12 protein-coding genes are annotated in these 14,938 nt (G+C 71.7%); 11 read left to right on the top strand and 1 reads right to left on the bottom strand.

Annotated features, from left to right (window positions below):
• Positions 1-36: 36 nt before the first annotated feature.
• From sufD to O7611_RS18740, 10 genes are all read left to right on the top strand, one after another.
• Positions 37-1,179, top strand: coding sequence for a Fe-S cluster assembly protein SufD (gene sufD / locus O7611_RS18785; protein ID WP_194803164.1), 1,143 nt, complete (start codon positions 37-39; stop codon positions 1,177-1,179).
• On the top strand, positions 1,179-1,523 hold the full coding sequence (locus tag O7611_RS18780) for a non-heme iron oxygenase ferredoxin subunit (protein WP_013475890.1): 345 nt from the start codon (positions 1,179-1,181) through the stop codon (positions 1,521-1,523). Before sufD ends, O7611_RS18780 begins: the two co-directional genes overlap by 1 nt.
• Complete coding sequence (gene sufC, locus O7611_RS18775) at positions 1,523-2,296, top strand: Fe-S cluster assembly ATPase SufC (RefSeq protein ID WP_013287444.1); 774 nt, start codon at positions 1,523-1,525, stop codon at positions 2,294-2,296. Before O7611_RS18780 ends, sufC begins: the two co-directional genes overlap by 1 nt.
• A gap of 8 nt (positions 2,297-2,304) precedes the next feature.
• Positions 2,305-3,609: a cysteine desulfurase gene (locus O7611_RS18770; protein WP_269697321.1), complete on the top strand. Its 1,305-nt coding sequence runs from the start codon at positions 2,305-2,307 to the stop codon at positions 3,607-3,609.
• Positions 3,609-4,082 carry a Fe-S cluster assembly sulfur transfer protein SufU gene (sufU, locus tag O7611_RS18765; RefSeq protein WP_194803162.1) on the top strand — a complete coding sequence of 158 codons (474 nt, stop codon included), beginning with the start codon at positions 3,609-3,611 and terminating at the stop codon, positions 4,080-4,082. The genes O7611_RS18770 and sufU overlap by 1 nt, the downstream gene beginning before the upstream one ends.
• Complete coding sequence (locus O7611_RS18760) at positions 4,079-4,516, top strand: metal-sulfur cluster assembly factor (RefSeq protein WP_269697320.1); 438 nt, start codon at positions 4,079-4,081, stop codon at positions 4,514-4,516. The genes sufU and O7611_RS18760 overlap by 4 nt, the downstream gene beginning before the upstream one ends.
• A gap of 693 nt (positions 4,517-5,209) precedes the next feature.
• Positions 5,210-5,884 (top strand): LysE family transporter, encoded by a 675-nt coding sequence (locus tag O7611_RS18755; protein ID WP_194803161.1) that lies wholly within the window; start codon positions 5,210-5,212, stop codon positions 5,882-5,884.
• Between the two features lie 351 nt (positions 5,885-6,235).
• Positions 6,236-9,940, top strand: coding sequence for a M12 family metallo-peptidase (locus O7611_RS18750; protein WP_269697319.1), 3,705 nt, complete (start codon positions 6,236-6,238; stop codon positions 9,938-9,940).
• An 85-nt stretch (positions 9,941-10,025) separates the two neighbouring features.
• A complete protein-coding gene (locus tag O7611_RS18745; RefSeq protein WP_194803160.1) occupies positions 10,026-10,664 on the top strand; it encodes an acVLRF1 family peptidyl-tRNA hydrolase in 639 nt (212 codons plus the stop codon).
• A 165-nt stretch (positions 10,665-10,829) separates the two neighbouring features.
• Positions 10,830-12,041, top strand: a complete 1,212-nt coding sequence (locus tag O7611_RS18740; protein ID WP_269697318.1) for an RCC1 domain-containing protein — start codon at positions 10,830-10,832, stop codon at positions 12,039-12,041.
• Positions 12,042-12,110: 69 nt separating this feature from the next.
• Here the strand turns inward: O7611_RS18740 and ypfJ are convergent, their stop codons facing one another.
• Positions 12,111-13,025, bottom strand: coding sequence for a KPN_02809 family neutral zinc metallopeptidase (gene ypfJ / locus O7611_RS18735; RefSeq protein ID WP_269698124.1), 915 nt, complete (start codon positions 13,023-13,025; stop codon positions 12,111-12,113).
• A gap of 246 nt (positions 13,026-13,271) precedes the next feature.
• Here ypfJ and O7611_RS18730 point away from each other — a divergent pair, with 246 nt between their 5' ends.
• A complete protein-coding gene (locus O7611_RS18730; RefSeq protein ID WP_064445312.1) occupies positions 13,272-14,879 on the top strand; it encodes an ABC-F family ATP-binding cassette domain-containing protein in 1,608 nt (535 codons plus the stop codon).
• Positions 14,880-14,938: the final 59 nt, after the last annotated feature.

Here is a 14,938-nt window from a genome sequence, read left to right as displayed (position 1 = left end):
ACTGACACCGTCGTCGCTGAACAGACCAAGGAAGAGATGACTACCCAGGCTTCCGCGCCGCCCACGACCAAGTCGCAGGCGCTCCGCTCGTACGACGTCGCCGACTTCCCGGCCCTGACCGGCCTGGAGGAGGAGTGGCGCTTCACCCCGCTCAAGCGCCTGCGCGGCCTGACCGGGTCGGCGCAGGGTGCGACCGGCACGGTCCGGCACGAGTACGGTGACCTGCCCGAGGGCGTCACCGTCGACCGGATCGGCCGGGACGACCCGCGGGTGGGCAGCGTGCTCACCCCGTTCGACCGGGTCAGCGCGCTCGCGTACGGCGGGGCCGACGGCGCGCTGCTGGTGCGCGTCGACCGCGACGCGGTGGTGGAGGCGCCGGTGCGCCTGCGGGTGGTCGGCGAGAACGCCGAGGCGCTCGCCTTCGGTCACACGTTCGTCGAGGTGGACCGGTTCGCCGAGGCCACAGTGGTGATCGAGCACGTCGGCTCGGCCACGCTGGCCGACAACGTCGAGGTGACTGTGGGCGACGGGGCGAAGCTGACCCTGGTCACCGTCGCCGACTGGGCCGACGACGCGGTGCAGGCGCAGCACCTCAAGGTGCGGCTGGGCCGCGACGCCCGGATCCTGCACGTGCAGGTCAGCCTCGGCGGTGACCTGGTCCGGCAGTACACGTCTGTCGAGTACACCCAGCGCGGCGGCGAGGCCGAGCTGTACGGCGTCTACTTCGCCGACTCCGGCCAGCACCTGGAGCACCGGCAGCTGGTCGACCACACCGTGCCGGACTGCCGCAGCAACGTCGGCTACCGGGGCGCGCTGCAGGGCGACGACGCGCACACGGTCTGGGTCGGCGACGTGCTGATCCGTGCCGAGGCGACCGGCACCGACACGTACGAGATCAACCGGAACCTGCTGCTCACCGACGGCGCGCGGGCCGACTCCGTACCCAACCTGGAGATCGAGACCGGCGAGATCGCCGGCGCCGGGCACGCCAGCGCGACCGGCCGGTTCGACGACGAGCAGCTGTTCTACCTGATGGCCCGGGGCATCCCGGAGGCCGAGGCGCGGCGCCTGGTGGTGCGCGGCTTCTTCGCCGAGCTGATCAACAAGATCCCGGTCGAGGACCTGCGCGAGCGCCTGGGCGACGCCATCGAGGCCCGGCTGGCGAAGGCCGGCGCCTGATGCTCAAGATCTGCTCCACCGAGGACGTGCCGAAGGGCACCGCGATCAGCGCCGACGTGGACGGCGTGCAGGTCGCGATCGTGCACGGCGAGGACGACGTGTTCTACGCGGTGCACGACGAGTGCTCGCACGCCGCCGTGGCGCTGTCCGAGGGCGAGGTCGAGGGCTGCACGCTGGAGTGCTGGCTGCACGGATCCCGTTTCGACCTGCGTACCGGTGAGCCCACCGGGCTGCCCGCGACCGAACCCGTACCCGTCTATCCCGTCGAAGTCCGCGACGGCGACATCTACCTTTCCGTGGACGGCGACGGCCGTCCGCTGCCGAGCAATGGAGTGACCCGCTGATGAGCACCCTGGAGATCCGCGACCTGAAGGTGTCGGTCAAGCTGCCCGAGGGTGAGCTCAAGCCGATCCTGCACGGGGTCGACCTGACCGTGCGCTCCGGCGAGACGCACGCCATCATGGGCCCGAACGGCTCCGGCAAGTCCACGCTGGCGTACTCGATCGCCGGTCACCCCAAGTACGAGATCACCGGCGGCGAGGTGACCCTCGACGGCGAGGACGTGCTGTCCATGTCCGTCGACGAGCGGGCCCGCGCCGGTCTCTTCCTGGCCATGCAGTACCCGGTCGAGGTCCCCGGCGTGTCCGTGGCCAACTTCCTGCGTACCGCCAAGACCGCCATCGACGGCGAGGCGCCGAAGCTGCGCACCTGGGCCGGGGAGCTGCGGGGCGCGATGGAGAAGCTCCAGATGGACCCGGCGTTCGCCCAGCGCAACGTCAACGAGGGCTTCTCCGGTGGCGAGAAGAAGCGGCACGAGATCGTGCAGCTGGAGCTGCTCAAGCCGAAGATGGCGATCCTCGACGAGACCGACTCCGGTCTGGACGTGGACGCGCTGCGCGTGGTCAGCGAGGGCGTGAACCGGGTGCGCGACACCGGTGACACCGGCCTGCTGCTGATCACCCACTACACGCGCATCCTGCGCTACATCAAGCCGGACTTCGTGCACGTCTTCGTGGCCGGCCGGATCGTCGAGCAGGGCGGCCGGGAGCTGGCCGACAAGCTCGAGGAAGAGGGCTACGAGCGGTACGTCGCCGGGGCCGGCGCGGCGCGGGCCTGAGACTCGACATGACCTCGATGGCCATCCCGGCGGGCATGCCGCAGTACGACGACGTGCCCCGCTTCGACGTGGCGAAGGTGCGGGCCGACTTCCCGATCCTCGACCGGGAGGTCAACGGTCACCCGCTCGTCTACCTGGACAGCGCGAACACCTCGCACAAGCCGCGGCAGGTGCTCGACGTGCTCGCCGAGCACTACGCGCTGCACAACGCCAACGTGTCGCGCTCGGTGCACACGCTGGGCACCGAGGCGACCGAGGCGTACGAGGGCGCGCGGGCGAAGATCGCCGCGTTCATCAACGCGCCGAGCGTGGACGAGGTGGTGTTCACCAAGAACTCCACCGAGGCGATCAACCTCGTGGCGTACGCGTTCTCCAACGCCTCGCTGCGCGCGGACGGCGACCCGCGGTTCCGGCTGGGCCCCGGCGACGAGATCGTGATCTCCGAGATGGAGCACCACTCGAACATCGTCCCGTGGCAGCTGCTGGCGGAGCGCACCGGCGCGACGCTGCGCTGGTTCCCGGTCACCGACCAGGGCCGGCTCGACGAGTCCGGCCTGGACGACCTGGTCACCGAGCGGACGAGGATCGTCTCGCTGGTGCACATGTCGAACATCCTCGGCACCGTCAACGCCACCTCGCGGATCACCGCGCGGGTCCGCGAGGTCGGCGCGCTGCTGCTGCTCGACTGCTCGCAGTCGGTGCCGCACCTGCCGATGGACGTGGTCGACTACGACGCCGACTTCATCGTCTTCACCGGGCACAAGATGTGCGGCCCGACCGGGATCGGCGTGCTGTGGGGCCGGGGCGAGCTGCTCGCCGCGATGCCCCCGGTGATGGGTGGCGGCTCGATGATCGAGACGGTGACGATGGCGGGCTCGACGTTCGCCGCGCCGCCGGCCCGGTTCGAGGCGGGCACCCCGCCGATCGCCGAGGCGGTGGCGCTCGGCGCGGCGGTGGACTACCTCACCGCGATCGGCATGCCGGCGATCCAGTGGCACGAGAAGGAGCTGACGGCGTACGCGCTCGACGCCCTCGCCACCGTGCCGGAGCTGCGGATCTTCGGCCCGACGGTGCCGGTGGGCCGGGGCGGGACGATCTCGTTCGCGCTCGGTGACGTGCACCCGCACGACGTCGGGCAGGTGCTCGACTCGCTCGGTGTGCAGGTGCGGGTGGGCCACCACTGCGCCAAGCCGGTGTGCACCCGCTTCGGGGTGCCGGCCATGACGCGGGCGTCGTTCTACCTCTACACCACCACTGCGGAGATCGACGCCCTGGTGGCGGGTCTGGAGCGGGTGCGGAAGGTGTTCGACTGATGCAACTTGAATCTCTCTATCAAGAGATCATTTTGGACCACTACAAGCACCCGCACGGCCGTGGTCTGCGGGACGCGACGGACCCGGCGGCCCGGGTCGGCGAGGCGCACCACGTCAACCCGACCTGCGGCGACGAGATCACCGTACGGGTGGCGACCGACGGCAGCGTGTTCACCGACATCTCGTACGACGGGATGGGCTGCTCGATCAGCCAGGCGTCGGCGAGCATCCTGCACGAGCTGCTGCGCGGCAGGGCCGCGAGCGACGCCGCCGTGGTGCACGAGGCGTTCGTGCAGTTGATGTCCGGGCGGGGCCAGGTCACGCCGGACGAGGACGTGCTCGGAGACGGGGTGGCGTTCGCGGGTGTCGCGCGCTACCCGGCCCGGGTGAAGTGCGCGCTGTTGTCGTGGATGGCGTTCAAGGACGCCGCGGCACGCGCCGGGGTGGGCGTGAGCCCGGAGGTGAAGGCATGAGCGACGTGAACATGACCCCCGAGGCCGGCGCGGTGGCGACGGACGGCACCGCCGTCAACGGGACTGTTGCCGACGGTGCGGCAGCGGGTGCGGCGGCCCGGGCCGGCGGCAAGGCCGCGATCGGTGACATCGAGGAGGCGATGAAGGACGTCGTCGACCCCGAGCTGGGCATCAACGTGGTCGACCTCGGCCTGGTGTACGGCGTCCACGTCGACGACGAGAACGTCGCCACCCTGGACATGACGCTGACCTCGGCGGCCTGTCCGCTGACCGACGTCATCGAGGACCAGGCGCGGCAGGCGCTGACCACCGGTCCGGGCGGCGGCCTGGTGAACGACATCCGGATCAACTGGGTGTGGCTGCCGCCGTGGGGCCCCGACAAGATCACCGACGAGGGGCGCGACCAGCTCCGCTCGCTCGGCTTCAACGTCTGACCGTTCTCCCGGTCACCGCCACGGGCGCGGCACCCCTGCCAAGGGGATGCCGCGCCCGTCGTGTCTGCGGGCTTGATCGACACCGTTACGCCGAAGTGTTGTGGTTGGAGGGGGTCTGATGCCGCTACGTAGCGGTGTCGTCAAGGTGTGGGCTGACGGCACTGCCATCGGCGGCGGGGCCGGGAACGGCGAGATCTTGGTACGAGAACGCCCCTTGGGCGGCCGTTTCCTTCCGTGACCTCCTCGCTTCCCTCATGCCGGGATCCGGCTCCCTAGTTGTGGGAAACTGTCCGCCTGTTCGGCTTGATCGACACCACTTCGCCGAAGTGGTGTGGTCGGAGTCGCTTTGATGCCGCTACATCGGCGTAGTGGTGTCGATCAAGGTGGGCTGACGGCACTGCCATCGGCGGCGGGGCCGGGAACGGCGAGATCTTGGTACGAGATCGCCCCCGAGGAGGCAGATTCGTACCAAGATCTCCAGCCCAGCCCAGCCCAGCCCAGCCCAGCCCAGCCCAGCCCAGCCGCGGGGTGCGCGTGCGGGCGCGCGGGAAAAGCGGTCGCGGGGTGGGGGAGTGGGGCGCAGGATGAGCCGGTGATCGAGGCGTACCCGAAGCAGGTTCCTGTCCGTGCGGCCACTGCCGCGCGTCGACAGCGCACCCTGCCCTCGGCCGCCTCGACCCATCACCCGTCGTCGTGACCGGGGCGTTCCTGGCCGGCCTGGTCGCCGGCTACGGCGTCGCCATTCCGGTCGGCGCGATCGCGATCCTCATTCTCGGACTCAGCGCCCGTACCTCGTTCCGGGTCGGTGCGGCTGCGGCGCTCGGCGTGGCCAGCGCCGACGGGCTCTACGCGGCCGTGGCGGCGCTGGGCGGCGCCGCGGTGGCGAGCCGGCTCGCGCCGGTCGCGGGTCCGCTGCGACTGGTCGCCGCGGGGGTGCTGTTGGCTCTCGCCTGCCTCACCGCCTGGCGTGCGCTGCGCCCACCCGCCCCGACGCCAGAGCCGAGCGTGGAAGGCGGACCGGCCCGAGAAGGCGGGCCGCATCGGACGGCGGCGGCGCGGGGCGGGCTGGACACACCGGTGCGGGCGTTCGCCGCGGTCCTCGCGCTGACCCTGCTCAACCCGGCCACAGTGGTCTACTTCGTGGCGCTCGTCCTCGGCCGGGGTGACGTGCTCGGTGGTGGTCCGGCGGGCGCGGGTGCCTTCACCGCCGGGGTGTTCCTCGCCTCGGCGAGCTGGCAGTTGCTGATCGCCGGCGGCGGCACGCTGATCGGCCGGGCCCTCACCGGTCCCCGCGGGCGGCAGGTCACCGCGCTGCTGTCCAGTGTCATCGTCGCCGCGCTCGCAGTCGCCACGGTGCTCGCTGTCTGACCGACGTGGACACGCCGATGTGTCGGCCGGATTGCGGGCCGGTTCATGATCCGTAACCCCGGGATCGGCCGGAACGGCGGTTCCGGATGACGGAAGGAGCCGTCCCGGTCCCGCGTCCGACCACAGGTGCCCTCGGTCGTCAGGCCGGCCGTGCCGGGCCTGCGAAGCGCAGATCCCGCAAGCCGGGACGACCCGGATCACCGTCCAGGTAGAACCGCATCCTCTTTGCGGGTGATGTTCGAAGTCGCGAGTGGTCCTAGGGTCACGGAACAATCCGTGGACCGTTCACGTACGTCCGGTCATCCCCACCGGTCGTGCGTCAGTCCACACCCGACCGAACAGGGAGAAGACTTGAGGATCACCCTCGGGCGCCCGCCGCGCGACCGGCAGCCCGCCGGACCGCCTCGGCGCGGACGGACCGCTGCCCTCCTCGTCGCCGCGCTGGCCGCGGCGACGCTTCCCGTTCTCGCGGCGCCCGCGCCCGCCTCCGCCGCTCCCGGCGTCCACGGACCGTGGCAGAAGGTGGACGGCAAACCGGCGGCCACGAAGGCGGGCCGCAAGGCGGCGATCAAGGCCAAGCGACTGGCCGCGTACAAGCTGGACCGCGGCACCATGCAGGGCCTGCTGGACAAGGCGCCGGCGGAGAAGCGCGTCGCGGTGGCCCGGGTGGCGAAGCAGGTGGTGTCGCTGCCCGCTCCGGACGGCACGTTCCAGCGCTTCGAGCTGGTCGACTCGCCGGTGATGGAGGCCGGCCTGGCGGCGAAGCACCCGGAGATCACCACGTACGCCGGCAAGGGCCTGGACGACCCGACCGCTACCATCCGGGCGGACCTCACCCCGCTCGGGTTCCACGCCTCGGTCCGCTCGGCGAAGGGCAACTGGTACATCGACCCGTACTACCAGCGCGACCAGAGCCTGTACGCGAGCTACTTCGCCCGCGACCTGGAGCACCCCGACGGCGAGTTCGTCGAGCGTGAGGACGTCACGCAGGAGGCGCACGCGCTGGCCGAGGAGATCGCCGAGGCGGAGGTGCCGGCCGGGCCGCTGGTGAAGCTGCGCACCTACCGGGTGGCGCTGGTGACCGACCCGTCGTACGCCACCTACTTCGGCGCGGAGAACGTCACCGCCGCGAAGGTGACGCTGATGAACCGGGTCACCCAGATCTACGAGGACGAGACCGCGATCCGGCTCGTCCTGATCAACGACACCGACAAGACGAACCTGAACACACCGGCCCTGGCCACCGAGCCGAACGGTCCGTGCGGCGCGGCGGCCTGCTTCACGCCGGCGCAGCTCACCTCCTGCGGCGGCGGCACGCTCAGCCGTAACCGCATCGTGCTCGGCCAGCTGGTCGGCGCGAGCAACTACGACGTGGGCCACGTCGGCCTGGGCGTCAACGGAGGCGGCGTGGCCAGCCTCGGCGTGATCGGCGGCAACGGCAAGGCGCAGGGCTGCACCGGCCTGCCCACGCCGGTCGGCGACTTCTACGCGGTCGACTACGTCTCGCACGAGATGGGTCACCAGTTCGCCGGCAACCACACCTTCAACGGCACGCAGTACAACTGCTCGGGCGGCAACCGCAGCGCGGCCAACTCGTACGAGCCGGGCAGCGGTTCGTCGATCATGGCGTACGCGGGCATCTGCCAGCAGGACAACCTCCAGCCGCACAGCGACCCGTACTGGTCGCACCGCAGCTACACCGAGATCACCAACTACGTCACGTCGAACCGCCCCGCCATCAACGAGGTGCAGAGCGTCTCGCTGTACGGGTTCGACGCCGACGGTGACTCGTTCACCATCAGCTACGCGGGCAGCGACTCGGCGCCGATCGTGCGGGGCGTCAACTACACCACCGCCGGCATCAAGGCCGCCGTCGAGGGCATCGCCGGCTGGCCGGCCGGCGCGACCGTCACCGTGGCCGCGTTCGGTGGCAGCGGCACGCTCAACGACAACGGCTTCCAGGTGACCTTCGGCGGCACGCTGGCGACCACGAACGTGGCGTCGCTGGAGCTGACGAACGCCGCCGGTGCCTCCGGCTTCGTCGGTGAGACGGCGAAGGGCGGCGCCATCGACAACGGCGGCTGGCTGGTCGAGGAGACCACCAACCACGCCCCGGTGGTCACCGTGCCGGACACCGTCACCATCCCGGTGCGTACGCCGTTCGCGCTGACCGGCAGCGCCACCGACGCCGACGGCGACACCGTCACGTACCTGTGGGAGCAGAACGACAGGGGTGCCACGACCGGCACCGCGCTGACGAACAACACGAAGGTCAACGGCCCGCTGTTCCGGGTGTTCGGCGAGGCGGCGATCGTGTCGCCGACCGACACGCTGAAGTACTACTCGCCGGGTCTGAACGCGGTCACCACCGACTCGACCCGGGTGTTCCCGGACCTGCGGCAGATCCTGGCCGGCAACACCAACGCGGCCACCGGCGCCTGCCCGGCGCCCCCGGCGCCACCGGCCACCGGTGGCGCCTCGAACGTGCCGGCCGAGCTGGTCGACTGCTACTCCGAGTTCCTGCCCACCCGCGACTGGGTCGGCATCGCGGGCGACCGGACCCTGCACTTCAAGCTCACCGCCCGGGACGGGCGGCTGGGCGGCGGCGGCATCGGCAGCGCCGACGTCTCCGTGGTGCTGGCGCCGGACGCCGGTCCGTTCCTGGTGACCTCGCAGGGCGCCGCCGCCGTCCTGGACGGCGGCTCGACCCAGACCGTGACGTGGGACGTGGCCGGCACCGACGTGGCGCCGGTGAACGCCGCGCAGGTGAAGATCTCGCTGTCCGCCGACGGCGGGCTGACCTTCCCGTACGTGCTGGCCGAGCAGACCGCGAACACCGGCACCGCGACGGTGACGCTGCCGAACGTGGCGACCGGGAAGGCCCGGATCAAGATCGAGGCGGTCGGCAACGTCTTCTTCGACGTCAACGACGCCGACTTCACCATCCGCTCCGCCCCGGTCGTCACCAGCACCGCCCCGGACGGCGGCGTGCGTGTGCAGTACAGCGACGCGCTCTCGCCCGCCGTCACGGTGACCGCCACCGACGGCGACACCACGGGCGCGGACCTGACCGCTGCCGCCACCGGGCTGCCCGCCGGCCTGTCCCTGGCCGTCGCGAGCACCTCGGCGACGGACGCCCGGCCCGGGGCGCGCACCTGGACGGTCGCCGGCACCACCACGGCGGCCCCGGGCGACTACCCGGTCACCGTGACGGCCTCCGACGGCTCCGGTCTGACCGGCAGCACCTCGTTCACCGTCACCGTCGCCGCCGAGGACGCGGCGGTCAGCTGGGCCGGTGACACGCTCGTGAACACCGCGACCGGCGGCTCGTCCAGCCAGGTGTTGCTGCGGGCCGTGGTCCGGGACGGCTCGGTGCTGCCCGGCGCCACGGACACCACAGCCGGTGACATCCGGACCGCCACCGTCACCTTCACCAAGGACGGCGTGACGCTCTGCGCCGCAGTGCCCGCCCTGCTCGGCACGGCCACCACCACCGCGTCCGCGGCGTGCACGGCCACCCTGCCGAAGGGCACGCACACCGTCACCGCGACCGTCGGCGGCAACTACACGGGCAGCACCACCGCCCAGGTGACAGTCGCCGTCTCCGACGGCGGGTTCCTCACCGGCGGCGGTCACCTGACCGCCACCCGCTCGGCGGGGACCTACCCGGCCGACGTGAACTCCACTGTCGAGGTGGAGCTGAACGCGAAGCCGGGCAAGCCGAACAAGCCCGCCACCGGTAAGGCCGAGGTCGAGTTCCGCTCCGGCGGGAAGTCGTACACGATCGAGGCCGACGCCGTCGACGCGCTCGGCGTCACCTCGGCGGGCAAGGCCGCCCAGGTGCGCTACCAGGCCGCCCTGTACGACAACAAGGGCAAGCTGGTGGCCTCCGGCCTGACCCTGGCCGTGACGGTGACCGACAGGGGCGCCCCCGGTAGGAACGACACCGTCGGGCTGACCCTGTGGCGGGGCGGCTCGCTGCTCTTCTCGTCCGACTGGACGGGCGGCGCGACCGCCGAGGTCACGCTGAAGGGCGGCAACCTCACCGTCCACTGATCCACGCGGCAGACGCGGGAGGGCACCGGTCACGGTGTCCTCCCGCGTTGCGTTCCCGGGTCCGTCGATGGCGTACCGTCGGGCCATGAGCAGCCGACCCGCCGCCGGGGGTGGCCGGTGGGTCGAGGTCGACCCCGGCCGCGTCGCCCGCTGGGTCGAGGGCTTCACCGACCGGCACGGCCCGCCGACCACGACAGTCCAGGAGTACGGGCTGCTGCTCACCGCCCCGGACGGCGCCACCGCCGAGCTGCACACCCCGCCCGGCGCGAGCGCGTCGGCGGACGTACCCGGATTCGTCGCCTCCGCCACGGCGGCCCGCCGGCTCGGTCTGCTCCTGGCCCGCAAGGGCGCTGTCGCGGTCGGCGTCGCCGACGGCACCGACCTGGCGGTCTCCAAGGTGGACACCCGGTACGTGCAGGGCCGGACCGCGGCGGGCGGCTGGTCCCAGCAGCGGTTCGCCCGGCGGCGCGACAACCAGGCGAAGGCCGCCCTGGGCGACGCGGCCGAGCTGGCCGTACGCCTGTTGTTGCCGGAGGCGGGCACGCTGGCGGCGCTGGTGTGCGGCGGCGACCGGCGCGCGGTGGACACCGTGTTGGCCGACCGGCGGCTGGCCCCGCTCGCGACGCTGCGCGCGCCGCGCCTGCTCGACGTGCCGGAACCCCGGCACGCGGTGCTGGTGGCGGCAGTCGCCGCCGCCCGGGCGGTCCACATCCTGGTCCGCTGAACAGGAAAGATCACCTCAAGACGGCGCAATCCCGCTCCTCGATGATGCATCGAATCGACTCGATGCATATGGTCGGTGTCACGAAGCGGCGGGTCTCCGGGCGACCCGCAGGGCCCGCTTCACCTCCGCCATCACGTGCCGACATCGTTGGGAGAGAACAACTTCATGAGCGGATATCAGGACGGCCGGCTGCGGGCCCGGTGGCGCCGTGCGACGAGGCTCCTCGTCGCGGCGGCGGCGATGAGCGTCGGAAGCCTCGTGCTCACCACCGCACTCACGGCCGGTACGGCGAACGCGGGCCCGGTGCAGCGCGCCGCCCTCGCCGCGCCCACCGTCAGCAGCGTCACCGCGGGCGGCGCGCACACGTGCGCGATCAGCACCGACGGGGGACTGTGGTGCTGGGGCTCGAACTACGGCGGCCAGCTCGGCGACGGGACCACCACGAACCGCAGCGCCCCGACGCAGGTCGGCACCGCCACCTGGACGAACGTCGACGCCGGCTCCGGGCACACCTGCGCGGTCCGCACGGACGGGACGCTGTGGTGCTGGGGCTCGAACTTCCGGGGTCAGCTCGGCGACGGGAGCACCACCAGCCGCAGCACCCCGGTGCAGGTCGGCACCGCGACCACCTGGGCCCGGGTCGACGCCGGCCCCCAGCACACCTGCGCGATCCGCACCGACGGCACGCTCTGGTGCTGGGGCTTCAACCGGACCACCCAGCTGGGCGTCGGCGCCTCGCCGTACGTCGCGAACACCCCGTTGCAGGTCGGCACGGCCACCGACTGGGTGAGCGTCTCGACCGGCTACGGGCACACCTGCGGTGTCCGGACCGGCGGCACGCTCTGGTGCTGGGGGGCCAGCTCGGACGGCCAGCTCGGGCTCGGCAACCTGACGCCCCAGACCGCGCCCGCGCAGGTCGGCACCGCGACCGGGTGGACCGGCGTCGCCGCCGGGTACGCGCACACCTGCGGGGTCCGCTCCGGCGCGCTGTGGTGCTGGGGGGAGAACGGATACGGGCAGCTCGGCGTGAGCGGCACGTACCGGACCGCGCCGGTGCAGATCGGCACGGCCACCACGTGGAACCGGATCGCCGCCAGCAGCGACACGTCCTGCGCGTCGCGTACCGACGGCACCCTGTGGTGCTGGGGCAAGAACTCGGCCGGCCAGGTGGGCGACGGCAGCACCAACCACCGGTCCGCGCCCGCCCAGGTCGGTACGGCCACCACCTGGACCGGCGGCCTCGCGGTCACCGATCACGGCTGCGCGATCCGTACCGACGCCGGACTGTGGTGCTGGGGCGACAACAGTGGGGGCCAGCTCGGTGACGGGACGACCGTCAACCGGTCCACCCCGGCTCAGGTGACACTGCCGGCCTGACCGGCCCCGGAAACGACATCGGCCCGCACCGCCGACCAGGTCGGCGGTGCGGGCCGGTGCACGAGCGGCTCAGGCCCCCGAACCGAAGGTGTCGCAGGACTTCGGGTCACCGGTGGTGAAGCCCTTGGTGAACCACTGCTTGCGCTGCTCCGAGCTGCCGTGGGTGAACTCGTCCGGGTTCACCGGCCGGCCGGACCGCTGCTGGATCGCGTCGTCACCGATCTTCTCGGCGGTGTCGATGGCCTGCGAGATGTCCTGCTCGGTGATGCTCTTGAAGATCTTCTGGCCCTTGTCGTCGGCCGTGCCGGTGGCGTTCTTCGCCCACGCCCCGGCGTAGCAGTCGGCCTGCAGCTCCAGCTTCACCGAGAGCGCGTTCGCGCTCTGCGGATCGCGCTGCTGCTGGCGGCGCATCTGCGCCTCGGTGCCGAGCAGGTCCTGCACGTGGTGGCCGTACTCGTGGGCCAGCACGTACGGCTGGGCGAACTCGCCCTCGGCGCCGAGCTGGTCGGCGAGCAGCTTGTAGAAGGTGAGGTCGATGTAGACCAGGTCGTCGGCCGGGCAGTAGAACGGGCCCACGCCCGAGTCGGCAGCGCCGCAGGCGGTGCTCACGTTCTGGCTGAAGAACACCGTCTTCGACGGCCGGTACTGCTCGCCGAACGCCTCCGGCATCGCGGTACGCCAGTACGCCTGGATCGAGTTGACGTAGAGCGCGTTGCGGCAGTCGAGCTGCTTCAGCGCGTCCTGCGCCGAGCACTTCTGCTCCAGCGAGGTGTTGTCGCCCTGCTCGTCACCGCCGCCGTTGGTGGCGGCGTTGAGGCCGAAGCCGCCGCCCACCAGGGCGACCAGTACGGCGATGATGATGCCCACGATCCCGCCCCGGCCGCCGCCGATCGGGATCGGAATGCCCATCCCGCCGCCTCCGCCGGACCCTCGCCGGTCGTCCACCTGGCTGGTGTCGACCCGCGCGTTCTCGTTCAGCTCCATGTTGACCCCGATCACCGATGTGTCCGTTTGTGATGGTTGCGGTACCGGACCGGGTCCGGACGGCGGATTTCGTACCCGATGATCTTGCGCGGTAATCCGGGGGAGGGGGCCCGCGGGGCCCGGTACACTTGCCCCCGTGCTGCGCTGCGAAGGCTGAACCGCCCCGCGCCGACGGGAAATTCCACCCGCCGGCGCTTTCGCGTGCCCTGAATCAGCCCTTCCGGACCCGAGAGCGAGTACTCCGAGATGATCACTGCCACCGGCCTGGAACTGCGCGCCGGTTCCCGGATCCTGCTGTCCGACACCACCCTGCGGGTGCAGCCGGGGGACCGGATCGGCCTGGTCGGCCGCAACGGCGCCGGCAAGACCACCACACTGAAGGTGCTCGCCGGGGAGGGGCAGCCGTACGGCGGCCAGATCGACCGGCGCAGCGCCATCGGCTACCTGCCGCAGGACCCGCGTACCGGTGACCTGGACGTCACCGGCCGGGACCGGGTGCTCTCCGCCCGCGGGCTGGACGTGCTCATGGCGCAGATGAAGGAGCTGGAGAACAAGCTCGCCGAGGGCGCCGACGACGAGCGGCTGGTCCGCCGCTACGGCGCGCTGGAGGACCAGTTCGCCTCGCTCGGCGGCTACGCGGCCGAGGCCGAGGCGGCCCGGATCTGCGCCAACCTCGGCCTGCCCGACCGCGCCCTGGCGCAGACCATCGGCACGCTCTCCGGCGGTCAGCGCCGCCGCATCGAGCTGGCCCGGATCCTGTTCCGCGACGCCGGCGAGAACGGCGGCGGCATCCTGCTGCTCGACGAGCCCACGAACCACCTCGACGCCGACTCGATCACCTGGCTGCGCGGCTTCCTCGCCAACCACAAGGGCGGCCTGATCGTGATCTCCCACGACGCCTCGCTGCTGGAGGCCGTGGTCAACAAGGTCTGGTTCCTGGACGCCACCCGCTCCGTGGTCGACACGTACAACCTGGGGTGGAAGGCGTACCTGGAGGCGCGCGAGACCGACGAGCGGCGCCGCCGCCGCGAGCGCGCAAACGCCGAGAAGAAGGCCGGCGCCCTGATGGCGCAGGCGGACAAGATGCGGGCCAAGGCCACCAAGACCGTCGCCGCGCAGAACATGGCCCGGCGCGCCGAGCGCCTGCTCTCCGGCCTGGACGAGGTCCGCGTCGCGGACAAGGTCGCGAAGGTACGGTTCCCGAGCCCCGCGCCGTGCGGCAAGACGCCGCTGACCGCGACCGGGCTGTCCAAGTCGTACGGGTCGCTGGAGATCTTCACCGACGTCAACGTGGCGGTCGACCGGGGTTCCCGGGTGGCCATCCTCGGCCTCAACGGCGCCGGCAAGACCACGCTGCTGCGGATGCTCGGCGGGCTGCTCGAGCCGGACACCGGCGAGGTGCGCCCCGGGCACGGGCTGCGGCTCGGCTACTACGCCCAGGAGCACGAGACGCTCGACGTGGACCGGACGATCCTGGAGCACATGCGCAGCGCCGCGTCCGACCAGACCGACACCGACCTGCGCAAGATTCTCGGCGCGTTCCTGTTCTCCGGCGAGGACGTGGACAAGCCGGCCGGGGTGCTCTCCGGTGGCGAGAAGACCCGGCTGGCCCTGGCCACGCTGGTCTGCTCCGGCGCCAACGTGCTGCTGCTGGACGAGCCGACGAACAACCTGGACCCGGTCAGCCGGGAGCAGGTGCTCGACGCGATCGCCCGCTACCCGGGCGCGATCGTGCTGGTCACGCACGACCCGGGTGCGGTCAGCGCGCTCAAGCCGGACCGCGCCATCCTGCTTCCCGACGGCGACGAGGACGCCTGGTCCGACGACCTGCTGGAGCTGGTCGAGCTGGCCTGACCCCGCCCTCGCTCTTCCCCCGCGCCAGCCCTGTTGATCATGAGCTTGACGGCACTTCT

The organism is Micromonospora sp. WMMC273, from assembly GCF_027460285.1.
In the GTDB taxonomy this organism is placed as follows: Bacteria; Actinomycetota; Actinomycetes; order Mycobacteriales; family Micromonosporaceae; genus Micromonospora; species Micromonospora aurantiaca.
This window is presented reverse-complemented; position numbering and strand designations above follow the sequence as displayed.